Origin of the sequence: Thauera sp. 28 (assembly GCF_000310145.2) — a bacterium.
Classification (GTDB): domain Bacteria; phylum Pseudomonadota; class Gammaproteobacteria; order Burkholderiales; family Rhodocyclaceae; genus Thauera; species Thauera mechernichensis.
Window position 1 is genome coordinate 1 of record NZ_AMXA01000016.1, and the last position, 12,488, is coordinate 12,488.

The following is a 12,488-nucleotide window of genomic DNA, read 5'->3' on the forward strand; positions in this document are numbered from 1 at the left end:
GGCCTGCGCAGCGCGACGCTCGGCTTCGCGCTGCTCGGCGAGCCGACGCGCAGCCTCGCGCGCTGCCGCCTCGCGCGCCCTGCGCACCAGGGTATCGATGACCTTGGCCAGGCGCTGCTCGTCCTGCTGCAGCGTGCTGACCTGCTTCTTCTGGTCCTGCAACTGGCGCGAAACCTCCGCCAACGCCTGTTTGCGCCGTGCCTGCACGGCTTCGAGCTCAGCCTGCCGACTGCGCTGCGTAACCTCGAGCGCCACCAGGCCGTCACGGCGCGACTGGATCTCGGCGGCACGCGCCGCCGTCTCGCGCAAGTCTGTGCGCAGGCCATCGATCAGCCCCAGGCGCGCGCGCCCCAGGTGTTCGAGATAGTGCGCGTCACGCGCAAGCTGGTTCGGATCCCGCGCGGACAGCAGCGGCGCCACGCCATCGGCACCGCCATGCACGTAGTGACGCCTCAACCACTCCGCGAGTTCGCCACGCCGAGCCTCGATACGCTGCTCCGTGGCACGCTGTTCCACCTCGAGCAGGCGGAGCATCTTCTCCACCTCACGGCGCTCGCCCTCGATGCGGGCAAGCTCCCGGCGGACGCGCGACACGCCGCGTTCGGCCTCGACCACCGCCTCGGCAGCGCCGGAGCGCACCTGCTCGGTACGGGCGATGTCCTGCTGAAGATCCTGGATACGCTTCTTGAGGTCTTCGAGATCGGAGCGGCGCTCCACGATCTCGCCCCCCGACTGAGCCTGTGCTGCCGCGGGCGACGAGAGCACGGCGCCGATACAGGCCAGCGCCAGTCCCGCCAGCATTGCCCTGGAGCGATCACGCATGTTCGCTTCGACGCCCGGCACGAGAGTTCGGTTTCCCCGGATACGGGAAGCAATGCACGTACATCAGAATGCGCCTTCGTCCACCTGCAATAATCGTCGCCAACAGCGGCCACCCCTGCATCAGGGCAACACGTTATTTTATACTAGCGCTTTCCAATGAGCCGACTTCATCGTGAACAATGACGACATATTCGCCCTCATCGACAAGCACGAGCACATCGAAACCGCTGCTCGCGCCCTGAAGGCGATCGCCCATCCGCTGCGCCTCAAGATCCTGTGCGTACTCGGCGAAGGCGAGGAGTGCGTCCAGGACATCGTCGATGCGGTCGGCACCTCGCAGAGCAACATCTCCCAGCATCTTGCCATCCTCCGCGACAAGGGCGTGCTGCAGACGCGCAAGGACGCCAACCGGGTCTACTACCGGGTAGGCGACCAACGCACCCTGCAGCTGATCGTCCTGATGCGCGAGGTCTTCTGCGGCGTCGAACCCGGCAAGAGCTGACCCCAACCGAACCCAACAGACGGAGCACCCCCTTTCGTGGATTTTCTGCAGCAGAACTGGTACTGGGCCGCCCTCGCAGCCCTCTCGGGCACCTGGCTCATGGTCGACATGATCCGCAACCGCGGCGACAAGAGCCAACTCTCGCCGATCGAGGCGACGCTCCTTGTGAACCGTGAAGACGCGGTGATCATCGATGTGCGCGAACAAGGCGAATATGCCCAGGGCCATATTCCCAACGCGCGCCACATCCCGCTCGGCGAGCTCGAGCGCCGCAGCAAGGAGATGGACAAGTACAAGAGCCATCCTGTGATCCTGTGCTGCGCCACCGGCAGCCGCTCCAGCACAGCGATCAAGCAACTCCGCCAGGCGGGCTTCGAAAAGCTCTACAACCTGCGCGGCGGCATGATGGAATGGCAGAAGGCCGGCCAGCCGGTCAGCAAGAAGCGCAAATGAGCACTCAGCCCCGCGTCCGCATGTATGCGACCGCCACCTGCCCCTACTGCATCCGGGCAGAGCAGCTTCTTCTGCACAAGGGCGTCGGCGAGGTCGACAAGATCCGCGTGGACCTCGACCCTGCACGCCGCGAAGAAATGATGAAGGCAAGCGGGCGGCGAACGGTTCCACAGATCTTCATTGGCGACTACCATGTCGGTGGCTGCGACGACCTCCACGCACTCGACCGCGCAGGCAAGCTCGATGCATTGCTGCGTGGCGAGCCTGCCTGAAGCACGGACCAGCGCAACCGCCCTTTACTGAACGAACCCTGAACGGACTCTCATCCATGTCGGAAAATACCCAACCCGTCTTCTCCATCGAAAAGCTGTACGTAAAGGACCTCTCGCTCGAGGTTCCCGGCGCACCGCAGATCTTCCTCGAACGCGAGAGCCCGCAGATCAACGTTCAGCTGCGCACTTCCGGGCAGGCGGTCGACGAGGGCGTCTATGAGGTTGCGCTGACCGTCACCGTAAGCGCGAAGATCGGCGAGGACCGCACCCTGTTCCTCGTCGAAGTAGCCCAGTGCGGCATCTTCCAGATCCGCAATCTGCCCGAAGCCGATCTCGAGCCGGTGATGATGATCGGCTGCCCGAACATTCTCTTCCCGTATGCCCGCGAAGCGGTTTCCGACGCCGTCACCCGCGCCGGCTTCCAGCCCGTGCTGCTGTCGCCGGTCAACTTCGAGGCGCTCTATCAGGCGCAGCGCCAGCAGGCCAGCCAGGGCGCGCCTGCCGAAGTCCCCATTCAGTGAGACCACGCTCATGAACGCCGGGCATCGCAGGACCGCACACTGGCAGACCGGGCTACGGTTCCTGTCGGTGCTTGCCGCGAGCGCGGCCCCGGCCGTGGCGAGCGCCCAGGCGATCGAGTTCCGCTCGCTCGGCGAGGAGGCAGTCGTTCGCGACGCACCCTCGCCACAAGGGCGACAGCTGTTCGTGCTGCGTGCAGGCACACCGCTCGAGATCATCGTCACTCAGGACGGTTGGGTACGGGTGCGCGACCCTGAAGGCAGCCTGAGCTGGATTGAAGGCCATGTGCTCGTGCCGCGACGCACCGTGATGGTGTCCGTGGAACGCGCAAGCATCCGCCGGGAAGCTCGCGAGGATGCAGCCGTGAGCTTCGAAGCCACGCGAAACGTCGTGCTCGATCTCGTCGAGCCGGCAGCGGTGGGCTGGGCGCGCGTGCGCCATCGCGACGGCGTCGAGGGCTACGTGCGCGTGAGTGAGGTGTGGGGCCTGTGAAGCGCTGCCGCATTGCCGTCTTCGGCGCGGGCGCCTGGGGCACCGCGCTCGCCCAGGCTTTCAGCGCCAGCCACGACGTCTGCCTGTGGGGCCGCGACCGCGTACATCTCGGCGAGATGGCGGATCGCCGCGAAAACCTGCGATACCTGGCGGGCGTTCGGCTACACGACGCCTTGGTCATCGAACCCGATTTTGAAACGGCGGCACACCGCGCCGACCTTCATCTCGTCGTGACCCCGCTGTCCGGGCTGCGTGACACCGCACGCCAGCTCCACCGCCTGCAGCCAGCGACGCCGCTGCTATGGGCCTGCAAAGGCTTCGAGGCGGGTACCGGCTTGCTCCCGCACGAGATCGTGGCCGAAGAGCTCGGTACGGATGCGCCGTGCGGGGTTCTGACTGGCCCGAGCTTCGCCGCAGAGGTCGCACGCGGACTGCCTGCCGCCATCACCCTGGCGGCCCGCGACCCCGCTTTTGCCCGCCACTGGATCGGGGCGCTGCATCAACCGCGCCTGCGCCTGTACGCCAACACCGACCTCGTCGGCTGCGAAATCGGCGGCGCGGTCAAGAATGTGATGGCAATTGCTGCGGGGGTCTCCGACGGCATGGGCTTCGGCCTCAATGCCCGTGCCGCGCTCATTACGCGCGGACTGGCCGAAATCGCCCGCCTCGCCCAGGCGCTGGGCGGTCGCGCGGAAACGCTGATGGGCCTTGCCGGCATGGGCGACCTGATCCTGACCTGCACCGGCGACCTTTCACGCAACCGGCGTGTCGGCCTCGCCCTGGCTGCCGGAAAGACGCTGGACGACATCCTGCGCGAACTTGGTCATGTTGCCGAAGGGGTATCGACGGCGCGCGAAGTGGTGGGGCTCGCCCATCGCCACGCCATCGAGATGCCGATCTGCGAGGCGATCGACGCCCTGCTCCACCACGGCCTCAATGCTCGCAAGGCGGTTGAGCTGCTGCTCGCCCGCGACCCCCGCGACGAGTAACCCGCATGGACCGCGCAGTGCTACGGGCCGCATCGGCTCGGCGCCGTAGCATGCGACGTCGATCCGCAGCCTTTGGGCGCTAAACCGCAAGCGCCCCGGCAAAATCGTGCTGGCGCCAGGCCTCATAGGTCACGATCGCGACCGAGTTCGAAAGATTCACGCTGCGATTGGTCGGGCGCATCGGGATGCGAATGCGGTGCTCCGGCGCGAACGTATCCAGAACGGCGTCGGGCAAGCCCCTGCTTTCGGGACCGAAGACGAGAACATCGCCGGGCAGCCAAGCCACCTTGTCATGACGTAGCGTTCCGCGCGTAGTAAGGGCGAACATCCGGCGACCAGCAAGCGCCTCCAGGCAATGCGCCCAATCGTGGTGTACGCTCACGCAGGTGAGGTCGTGGTAGTCGAGCCCGGCCCGGACCAACTGCTTGTCCGTAAGGTCGAAACCGAGCGGTTCGACCAGATGCAGGCGGCAGCCGCTGTTGGCCGCGAGGCGGATCACATTGCCGGTATTGGGCGGAATCTCGGGCTGGTAGAGGACGATCTCGAACATCGGGGCGAACGCGAAAACGGAGAGGATATCGGGCGCGCACTGTACCGCAGCACGGCCTGTTCAGTAAGGGGCGGGGGTACGCGCGACCACCAGGTTGCCGACCCAGGCAGCACCGCACAACTTGAGACAGCGTGCAAGTTCGTCGAGGGTAGCGCCCGTAGTCATCACGTCATCCACCACGATGACCCGCTTGCCATTGAGTGCGGTGTCGCAGCCGAAAGCGCCGCGCGGATTGCGCAAGCGTGCCGCGCGGTCCAGGCCGGCCTGCGGCTCGGCGTTGCGCACCTTGGCGACAAGGGCGAGCGCGAGCGGCAAGCCCCTTGCCCTCGCATAGGGGCGTGCGATCTCGACTGCCTGGTTGAACCCACGCTCGGCCAGGCGCAGCGGATGCAATGGCATCGGCAATACCAGGTCCGCATCGCCGCCGAAGTCGCGCGCAAGCGCGATGAGCGCATCGGCAAAGAACGATGCCAGCGCGAGTTGATGCCGATACTTGAGCGCATGCACCATCGCATCGACAGGGAATGCGAAATCGTACAGGGCCCGTGTCGCATCGAACGCGGGAGGCGTACGCTGACAGGCTGCGCACTCGGCACCCGCCAGGCCCGGCAAGGCGCAACGCGGACACGCCGTTGCCGGACGCCGCGGCAACTCTGCAACGCAGTGCTCGCACACCGCCTGGCCACCCGCATTCGCTCCACAGACGAAGCAATCCTGCGGCGCAAGGACGTCGGCGACGCGTTGCCACAGGGCGAGCAGATCAAGCGCGGAGTTTGACAAGTTTTCTTCCGATGAAAGAACATGCGCACCTCGCAATTACAGCCCGGAATGCCGCTCATGACAACGGTGTCGAAGCCGCCAGACCGCAACCCGCAGCGATGAGCACCGATACCGCCCCGGTGTTCGCGCTCGACCGCGCACTACTGCGCCGCCGCTGCGAGCGTGCAGCGGGCACGGTCGACGGCGCCGACGTCCTTGCCCGCGAAGTCTCACGGCGAATGGACGAGCGTCTCGACTACATACGCATCGCGCCGCGGCGCATCCTCGACCTCGGCTGCGGCACCGGCGCAGACCTCGCCCGCCTCAGCGCACGCTTCCCCGAGGCAAGTGTACTGGCCGCCGACTTTTCCCCCGCCATGCTGGCCCGGGCCGGCGCGCGCGCGCGCGCGAACACGGGTGGTCGCGGCCTGCTCGACCGCCTCTTCGGCAGGCATCCCGCAACCCCACTGCCGCACCTGGTGGCCGACGCTGCAGCGCTGCCGCTGGCGCGAGCGAGCCTGGGCCTGATCTGGTCCAACCTCATGCTGCCCGCGCTGACCGACCCTTTGCCGGTATTCAAGGAGGCCCACCGCAGCCTCGAGGTGGGCGGACTGCTGATGTTCTCCACCCTCGGTCCCGACACGCTGCGCGAACTGCGTGCGACCCTGCCGACCACTCACGGCGAACGCGTGCACCGCTTCATCGACATGCACGACCTCGGCGACGCCCTTGTGCAAGCCGGTTTCTCCGACCCGGTGATGGACATGGAAGTGCTGACCCTCACCTACACCGATCTCGACACCCTGTTCGCCGACCTGCGTGCCTGCGGCGCACGCAACGCGGCGACGAACCGCCCGCGCGGCCTGTCCGGGCGCAGCGGCTGGCAAGCCGCGCGCGCCGCATACGAGCGCCTGCGCAAGGACGGCCGACTGCCCGCAACCTTCGAGATCATCCAGGGCCATGCCTGGAAAACGGCAGCGAAGGCCACCGACGATGGCCGCAGCATCGTGCGGTTCCAGCCTCGCCACGGCGGACGCTGACCCCGACACGGAAGCCGAACAAGATGCCCCGCACCCCGATCTGGCTATTCGACCTCGACAACACCCTGCACAACGCCAGCCCGCACATCTTCCCGCACATCAACCGCAGCATGACGGACTATCTCGAGCAGCACCTCGGGCTGGCCCGCGGCGAGGCCAACGCCTTGCGCACACACTACTGGCACCGCTACGGCGCCACGCTGCTCGGCCTGATGCGCCACCACGGCACCGATCCACACCATTTCCTGCACGAAACTCACCGCTTCGACCGCCTGCACGAAATGATGGTATTCGATCGCGCCCTGCGCGGCATGCTGCGCAAACTGCCCGGTCGGCGCTTCGTGTTCTCCAACGCACCCCGCCATTATGCCAACGCTGTCCTCAACATCATGGGCGTGTCCGATCTGTTCGAGACAGTGATCGGCATCGAGGACCTGGACTTCCACCCCAAACCCGGCATTCGCGCCTATCGCAGCCTGCTGAGTTCGCACCGTCTCAACCCGGCGCACTGCATCATGCTCGAAGACTCGGCGGTGAATCTGCGCACGGCCAAGCGCCTGGGCATGCGCACGGTGCTGGTTGGCCGAGATCTGCGCACGCCGGGATATGTGGATCTGAAGCTGGCCTCGATCCTAGACCTGCGCCGACGCCTCGGCGCCCTGCTTGCCTGAGGCGATCAGACCGCGGAGCGACGCATGTAGAGCGCCCCTGCACCGTACCCACACGGCAACTCAGCGCCATCGGCAGCAAAACCAAGCCCGCGCCAGAAATCGATCGCATCGGCGAGCGCGACCAAGCCGAGAGCCTGCAGATTGCTCGCCCGAGACCAGGCCTGCACCTTGCCGAACAAGGCCCGTCCAAGGCCCAGCCCGCGCGCTGCGGGCGACACCGCGAGATCGTGCAGGAAGCCCTGCTCGAGGACGTCCGGCAGGCGCTCGATCGGCGAATGCAGGCGAGGAACACCCGACGACCAGGGGTGAGCAAAGACATAGCCGAGTGCCTTATCCCCATGCTCGGCAAACCAGCACGCAGCGGGCGCGAGTGCGAGCTTGCGGGCGAACACCTCGGCGTCCTCCTGGTAATCGTCGCCGTAGGCGAGGCGCTGAATTGCCAGCACCGCGCCAAGGTCAGCCTGCCGCATCGGTCGCAGCGTCACGCCGTTTGCGACCTCCTCCATCTCCATCCACCCACTCACGCGCCGGCTTTCATCCAGCGCGCGGCGTCGAGCGCGTAGTAAGTGAGGATGCCATCCGCGCCCGCGCGCTTGAAGGCAAGCAGCGCCTCGAGCGCGCACGCCTTCTCGTCGAGCCAGCCATTGGCCGCAGCCGCCTTGAGCATCGCATACTCGCCGCTGACCTGATAAACGTAGGTCGGCACCTCGAGCTCCTGCTTGACCCGCCGCACGATATCGAGATAGGGCATGCCCGGCTTCACCATGAACATGTCCGCCCCCTCTGCGATGTCGAGCGCAACCTCACGGATCGCCTCGTCGCTGTTGGCCGGATCCATCTGGTAGGTGTACTTGTTGCCCTTGCCCAGATTGCCCGCGGAACCGACGGCATCACGGAAAGGGCCGTAGAAGCTCGAGGCATACTTGGCCGAGTAGGCGAGGATGCGCGTGTGGATGTGCCCGCCCGCATCGAGCTCGGCACGGATGCGCCCGACCCGCCCATCCATCATGTCGGAGGGTGCCACCACGTCCGCGCCCGCCTGTGCATGGCACAGCGCCTGCTTCGCCAGCGCCTCGAGCGTCTCGTCGTTCATGACATAGCCGCGCGGGTCTGCAGGATCGATCAGACCATCCTGGCCGTGGCTGGTGTAGGGATCGAGCGCGACATCGGTGATCACACCAAGCTCGGGAAAACGCGCCTTGAGGGCCTGGACGGTGCGCGGCACAAGACCATCGGGATTCCACGCCTCCTCAGCCCCCTCGGTCTTGCCTGCGGCATCGATGACTGGAAACAGCGCCAACGCCGGCACACCCAGCGCCACCGCCTCCTCGGCCACCTTCAGCAGGCGGTCGATCGACACCCGCTCCACGCCAGGCATGGACGGCACGGCCTCGCTGCGCGCGCTGCCATCGAGGACGAAAACCGGGTAGATGAGGTCGTCCGCAGTCAGCACATGCTCGCGCATCAATCGCCGCGAAAAATCGTCACGACGCATGCGGCGCATGCGGATCGAGGGGAATGCTCCAGTCGGTCGCATAGTGTGTTCTCGCTGTTCTCGCAAATTCTCAAAGGCTGCCCGGGCAGTGGCCGCGGAACTTCCGGCGGAAGTCATGCATCTTAGCAAGCAGATGGCGCCCGGCCGCTTGCCGGCCATCTCCCGCTTCACCTCCCTGAGCGGGTGCCTCACGCCCCGTGAGGCATTTTTGGCCCCCGACTAAGTCCCCTGGTCGGGGGCTTTTGTTTCCTCTCCAGCTTCATCGGGGGGCGCAGCGTCCCCGTTGAGCCAGCCACCGATCACCCTCTCCGCCTCCTCCACGCCGCTCTTCTTCAAGCTCGAAAAGAGTTGCACGGTAACGAGCGGACCGAGCGGACGCAGCTGCGCTCGCACATCCTGCAAGGTCGCCGCAGCCGCGCCACGCGACAGCTTGTCGCTCTTGGTCAGCAGGACATGCATCGGTCGCCCGGTGCCAGCGAACCAGTTGATCATCTGGCGATCGAGCGGCGTGAGCGGGTGGCGCGAGTCCATGATGAGCACCAGGCCGATGAGGCTCTCGCGCTTCTTCAGGTAGGTCTCGATCAGGCCTTGCCAGTCACGCCTGACCTTCTCCGGGACGGCCGCGTAACCGTAGCCCGGCAGGTCGACGAGCAGCGCGCCATTGTTCAGACGAAAGAAGTTGATGAGCTGGGTACGCCCAGGCGTCTTCGACACGTAAGCCAGGCGGACGTGTCCGGCGAGCGTATTGATCGCGCTCGACTTGCCGGCATTGGAACGCCCCGCGAAGGCAACCTCCGGCCCGGAGGGCGGAGGCAGGCCGGATGGCTTGGCGATCGAGATCTCGAATTGTGCGTTGCGGAAAATTGGCATGAAGAATCGGCCGGAAAAGCCGGTTGGCTGCGGGATAAACCCCACTTCGCATCGCGCAAGCGGGGTTTCGTGTTATAGAATACCGCGTTTGAAATAATCACTCACGGCTTTCCGAGGACATCATGATCAAGCGTTCCCTGCTGCTCTCGTCGTTGTTGCTGGTCGCCGGCAGCCTCCAGGCTCAGGACCAGGCTCCGGACCTCGCCAAGGCGAAACAGACCGCCGAGACGCTCTGCGCGGCCTGTCACGGCGCCGATGGCAACAGCCAGCTCTCGGCCAACCCGAAGATCGCCGGGCAGCATGAAGACTACCTCTTCAAGCAACTGCGCGAATTCAAGGGCTGGAACGGCAACACCCCGGCGCGTGAAAACGCAGTCATGTCGGCCATGGTCGCCGGCCTCGAGGAAGACGACATGCGGGCGCTGGCACGCTACTACGCCTCCTTCGAGCTGCAGCCCGAGCCGGCCAAGAACCTCGACACCATCGAGCGCGGCCGTGCCATCTGGCGTGCCGGTATCGCCGACAAGGGCGTGCCTGCGTGCGCAGCCTGTCACGGCCCCGCCGGCGCCGGCATGCCTGCACAGTACCCGCGCCTGTCCGGGCAGTTCGCCGAGTACACCGAAGCGCAGATGAAGTCCTTCCGCGACGGCGTTCGCCACAACGACCCGAACAGCATGATGCGCATGATTGCGCTCAAGATGACCGATGCGGAAATCAAGGCCGTTTCGGACTACGCTGCCGGCCTGCGCTAAGCAACTGCAGTCCGCGGCAACGGGGGCGGCCCACCCGCCCTGGTTGCCGCGGCGGGCCGCAGCCCTGCCCTCCTTGAGCGCCGCAGCCCTCCCTTCCGGCTGGTTTCCAGCCCCTCGGCGCCGATTCCTCGGTCCGCTCCAGCCGTCCCAGGCGAGCCCTGCGCTGCTGGCCCCGCGCGTGTGCTGCGCCGCTCCGGTGAGCCTCCGCGCCCGGATTGCGCCGCCTGAGATCGCCGTACCGCCCCGCTTTCAAGTCCGCATGCAGAGGCGACGGTGGCGCCCCGCCCACGATCACGCTGGCGACCTGCCGCACGCCAGACCCATGACGCCGAAGGCCGGCCCTCACTCAGGACCACGACAGCCATGAATTCCTCCAGCACAAGCACCGATCCCGCACGCAGCTTTCTGTCGGTCGATACGGCACGCGCAGCCATACTGGACTCACTCTCTCCGCTGTGCGGCTGGGAAAAAGTGGCCGTGCGAGCGGCGCTTGGCCGCGTACTGCGTACCGACGTCATCGCCCCTTACAACGTCCCTTCGCATGACAACTCGGCGATGGACGGGTACGCGATCCGTGCTGCAGATCTCGATGCGGGCACCGACACCGCGCTCGCCGTGGTCGGCACGGCCTACGCCGGACGGCCGTTCTCGGGCATCGTCGGCGCGGGCCAGGCAGTGCGCATCATGACGGGCGCTTCGATCCCGCAAGGCGCGGACACCATCGTCGTGCAGGAGGTCGTGCGCCGCAGCGACGACCGGGTCTTCGTGCCTGCAGGCCAGAAGAAGGGCCAGAACCTTCGCCGCGCAGGCGAGGATCTCGCCGAAGGCGGGGTCGCCCTTGCCGCGGGCCGGCGCTGCGGCCCGGCGGAACTCGGCCTGATCGCCTCCCTGGGCATTGCCGAAGTGGATGTATACCGGCCACTGCGCGTGGCATTTTTCTCCACCGGCGACGAGATCGCCTCGATCGGCCGGCCGCTCTGCCCTGGCGAGGTCTATGACAGCAACCGCTACACCCTCTTCGGCGCACTGTCCCGGCTGGGCTGCGACTTGATTGACATGGGGGTCATCCCCGACCGGCCCGATGCGCTGGAGGCGGCCTTTCGCGACGCGTCGGAAGCGGCCGACGTGATCATCACCAGCGGCGGCGTCTCGGTGGGAGAGGCGGACTTCATCCGCGAGATGATGGCGCGCATGGGCGAGGTCGCGTTCTGGAAACTGGCGATCAAGCCTGGACGGCCGATGGCCTTCGGCCGCATCCGCAATGCAGTGCTGTTCGGACTCCCGGGCAACCCGGTCGCCGTCATGGTCACCTACTTTCAGTTCGTCCAGGACGCGTTGCTCAAGCTCATGGGCGTCACCCCACTGCCACCCGCCCAGCGCTTTGCCGTCCAGGCGGCCTTCACCCTGCGCAAGCAGCCAGGACGTACCGAGTACCTGCGCGGACGCCTGCAGCGCGACGGCGCAGCATGCTCGGTCGCCCTCGCCGGCGCTCAGGGCTCGGGCGTGCTCAGCTCGATGTCGGAGGCCGACTGCTTCGTCGTCCTTCCCGAAGACTGCCTGTCGGTGCAACCGGGCGACACCGTTTACGTTCAACCCTTCCACGGCCTGCTCTGAGCAGCCATCCTCCCGGACTCCAAGCCATGACCCAGGACGAACTCAAGAAAGCCGCCGCCCATGCCGCGCTGGACTACATCACCGAGGGCACCATCGTCGGCGTCGGCACCGGCTCGACGGTCAACCACTTCATCGACGCCCTGGCCGGCATGCGTGAACGCATCCGCGGCGCCGTATCGAGCTCCGAGGCGAGTTCGGCCCGCCTGCGCGCGCACGGCATCGACGTGTTCGATCTGAACAGCATCGACACCCTCCCTGTATACGTCGATGGCGCCGACGAGATCGACGCAGGCTTCGCCATGATCAAGGGCGGCGGCGGCGCCCTGACGCGCGAGAAGATCGTCGCCGCGGTTGCCGAGCGCTTCGTGTGCATCTGCGACGCCAGCAAGCGCGTCGACGTGCTTGGCCGCTTCCCGCTACCGGTCGAGGTGATCCCGATGGCGAGCAGCCATGTCGCCCGTGCGCTGCGGCGCCTGGGCGGCGAACCCCGCATGCGCGAGGGCTTCGTGACCGATAACGGCAACCTGATCCTCGACGTCCACGGCCTGTCGATCGATGCCCCGATCGAGATGGAAGCGCGCATCAACCAGATCGTCGGCGTCGTCACCAACGGCCTGTTCGCCGAGCGCGGCGCCGACATCCTGCTGCTGGCAACCGCCGGCGGCGTCGAGCGCTACGTTCGATAGGG

At 66.5% G+C, this 12,488-nt stretch carries 17 protein-coding genes; 11 read left to right on the forward strand and 6 right to left on the reverse strand.

Annotation, left to right across the window (positions count from 1 at the left end; translation table 11 throughout):
• The coding region (locus tag C662_RS11990; protein WP_037984566.1) for a hypothetical protein at positions 1–822 on the reverse strand (822 nt) is incomplete at its 3' end.
• A gap of 172 nt (positions 823–994) precedes the next feature.
• Between C662_RS11990 and C662_RS11995 the strand changes: the two genes are divergently transcribed.
• The 6 genes from C662_RS11995 to C662_RS12020 are packed head-to-tail and all read left to right on the forward strand — an operon-like array spanning position 995 to position 4,049.
• Positions 995–1,324: an ArsR/SmtB family transcription factor gene (locus C662_RS11995; protein ID WP_002929327.1), complete on the forward strand. Its 330-nt coding sequence runs from the start codon at positions 995–997 to the stop codon at positions 1,322–1,324.
• Positions 1,325–1,360: 36 nt separating this feature from the next.
• Positions 1,361–1,777 carry a rhodanese-like domain-containing protein gene (locus C662_RS12000; RefSeq protein ID WP_002929329.1) on the forward strand — a complete coding sequence of 139 codons (417 nt, stop codon included), beginning with the start codon at positions 1,361–1,363 and terminating at the stop codon, positions 1,775–1,777.
• Entirely contained in the window at positions 1,774–2,049 is a 276-nt protein-coding gene (grxC, locus tag C662_RS12005; protein WP_232433259.1) for a glutaredoxin 3, read from the forward strand. Before C662_RS12000 ends, grxC begins: the two co-directional genes overlap by 4 nt.
• Positions 2,050–2,105: 56 nt before the next feature.
• A complete protein-coding gene (gene secB, locus C662_RS12010) occupies positions 2,106–2,570 on the forward strand; it encodes a protein-export chaperone SecB (protein WP_002929331.1) in 465 nt (154 codons plus the stop codon).
• Between the two features lie 10 nt (positions 2,571–2,580).
• Positions 2,581–3,060 carry an SH3 domain-containing protein gene (locus tag C662_RS12015; RefSeq protein ID WP_002929332.1) on the forward strand — a complete coding sequence of 160 codons (480 nt, stop codon included), beginning with the start codon at positions 2,581–2,583 and terminating at the stop codon, positions 3,058–3,060.
• Positions 3,057–4,049: an NAD(P)H-dependent glycerol-3-phosphate dehydrogenase gene (locus C662_RS12020; RefSeq protein WP_002929333.1), complete on the forward strand. Its 993-nt coding sequence runs from the start codon at positions 3,057–3,059 to the stop codon at positions 4,047–4,049. The genes C662_RS12015 and C662_RS12020 overlap by 4 nt, the downstream gene beginning before the upstream one ends.
• A 79-nt stretch (positions 4,050–4,128) precedes the next feature.
• Here the strand turns inward: C662_RS12020 and C662_RS12025 are convergent, their stop codons facing one another.
• Together C662_RS12025 and C662_RS12030 are read right to left on the reverse strand one after the other, a co-directional pair.
• The gene (locus C662_RS12025; RefSeq protein WP_002929335.1) at positions 4,129–4,599 is read right to left on the reverse strand and encodes a tRNA (cytidine(34)-2'-O)-methyltransferase; all 471 of its coding nucleotides are present in this window, start codon (positions 4,597–4,599) and stop codon (positions 4,129–4,131) included.
• A gap of 60 nt (positions 4,600–4,659) precedes the next feature.
• On the reverse strand, positions 4,660–5,379 hold the full coding sequence (locus tag C662_RS12030) for a ComF family protein (RefSeq protein ID WP_002929340.1): 720 nt from the start codon (positions 5,377–5,379) through the stop codon (positions 4,660–4,662).
• Positions 5,380–5,477: 98 nt separating this feature from the next.
• Between C662_RS12030 and C662_RS12035 the strand changes: the two genes are divergently transcribed.
• Both C662_RS12035 and C662_RS12040 read left to right on the forward strand, forming a co-directional pair.
• The gene (locus tag C662_RS12035) at positions 5,478–6,398 is read left to right on the forward strand and encodes a methyltransferase domain-containing protein (protein WP_002929344.1); all 921 of its coding nucleotides are present in this window, start codon (positions 5,478–5,480) and stop codon (positions 6,396–6,398) included.
• A 23-nt stretch (positions 6,399–6,421) separates the two neighbouring features.
• Positions 6,422–7,069 carry a pyrimidine 5'-nucleotidase gene (locus C662_RS12040; protein WP_002929347.1) on the forward strand — a complete coding sequence of 216 codons (648 nt, stop codon included), beginning with the start codon at positions 6,422–6,424 and terminating at the stop codon, positions 7,067–7,069.
• Positions 7,070–7,074: 5 nt separating this feature from the next.
• On the opposite strand, the gene C662_RS12045 is transcribed toward C662_RS12040, so the two are convergent.
• The 3 genes from C662_RS12045 to yihA form a co-directional block, all read right to left on the reverse strand.
• Positions 7,075–7,581 (reverse strand): GNAT family N-acetyltransferase, encoded by a 507-nt coding sequence (locus C662_RS12045; RefSeq protein ID WP_002929354.1) that lies wholly within the window; start codon positions 7,579–7,581, stop codon positions 7,075–7,077.
• An 8-nt stretch (positions 7,582–7,589) separates the two neighbouring features.
• Entirely contained in the window at positions 7,590–8,606 is a 1,017-nt protein-coding gene (hemB, locus tag C662_RS12050; protein ID WP_002929357.1) for a porphobilinogen synthase, read from the reverse strand.
• 177 nt (positions 8,607–8,783) lie between these two features.
• A complete protein-coding gene (gene yihA, locus C662_RS12055) occupies positions 8,784–9,434 on the reverse strand; it encodes a ribosome biogenesis GTP-binding protein YihA/YsxC (protein WP_002929358.1) in 651 nt (216 codons plus the stop codon).
• A gap of 122 nt (positions 9,435–9,556) precedes the next feature.
• Between yihA and C662_RS12060 the strand changes: the two genes are divergently transcribed.
• From C662_RS12060 to rpiA, 3 genes are all read left to right on the forward strand, one after another.
• On the forward strand, positions 9,557–10,186 hold the full coding sequence (locus C662_RS12060) for a c-type cytochrome (protein WP_002929361.1): 630 nt from the start codon (positions 9,557–9,559) through the stop codon (positions 10,184–10,186).
• Between the two features lie 363 nt (positions 10,187–10,549).
• Positions 10,550–11,800: a molybdopterin molybdotransferase MoeA gene (gene moeA, locus C662_RS12065; RefSeq protein ID WP_002929364.1), complete on the forward strand. Its 1,251-nt coding sequence runs from the start codon at positions 10,550–10,552 to the stop codon at positions 11,798–11,800.
• A gap of 26 nt (positions 11,801–11,826) precedes the next feature.
• Positions 11,827–12,486: a ribose-5-phosphate isomerase RpiA gene (rpiA, locus tag C662_RS12070; protein WP_002929366.1), complete on the forward strand. Its 660-nt coding sequence runs from the start codon at positions 11,827–11,829 to the stop codon at positions 12,484–12,486.
• The last annotated feature ends 2 nt before the right edge of the window (positions 12,487–12,488 follow it).

Excerpts from the sequence above, each read along its gene's own strand:
- grxC (WP_232433259.1), top strand. The coding sequence starts at position 1,774 with ATGAGCACTCAGCCCCGCGTCCGCATGTATGCGACCGCCACCTGCCCC.
- secB (WP_002929331.1), top strand. The coding sequence starts at position 2,106 with ATGTCGGAAAATACCCAACCCGTCTTCTCCATCGAAAAGCTGTACGTA.
- C662_RS12015 (WP_002929332.1), top strand. The coding sequence starts at position 2,581 with ATGAACGCCGGGCATCGCAGGACCGCACACTGGCAGACCGGGCTACGG.
- C662_RS12025 (WP_002929335.1), bottom strand. The coding sequence starts at position 4,599 with ATGTTCGAGATCGTCCTCTACCAGCCCGAGATTCCGCCCAATACCGGC.
- C662_RS12035 (WP_002929344.1), top strand. The coding sequence starts at position 5,478 with ATGAGCACCGATACCGCCCCGGTGTTCGCGCTCGACCGCGCACTACTG.
- C662_RS12040 (WP_002929347.1), top strand. The coding sequence starts at position 6,422 with ATGCCCCGCACCCCGATCTGGCTATTCGACCTCGACAACACCCTGCAC.
- C662_RS12045 (WP_002929354.1), bottom strand. The coding sequence starts at position 7,581 with ATGGAGATGGAGGAGGTCGCAAACGGCGTGACGCTGCGACCGATGCGG.
- hemB (WP_002929357.1), bottom strand. The coding sequence starts at position 8,606 with ATGCGACCGACTGGAGCATTCCCCTCGATCCGCATGCGCCGCATGCGT.
- yihA (WP_002929358.1), bottom strand. The coding sequence starts at position 9,434 with ATGCCAATTTTCCGCAACGCACAATTCGAGATCTCGATCGCCAAGCCA.
- C662_RS12060 (WP_002929361.1), top strand. The coding sequence starts at position 9,557 with ATGATCAAGCGTTCCCTGCTGCTCTCGTCGTTGTTGCTGGTCGCCGGC.
- moeA (WP_002929364.1), top strand. The coding sequence starts at position 10,550 with ATGAATTCCTCCAGCACAAGCACCGATCCCGCACGCAGCTTTCTGTCG.
- rpiA (WP_002929366.1), top strand. The coding sequence starts at position 11,827 with ATGACCCAGGACGAACTCAAGAAAGCCGCCGCCCATGCCGCGCTGGAC.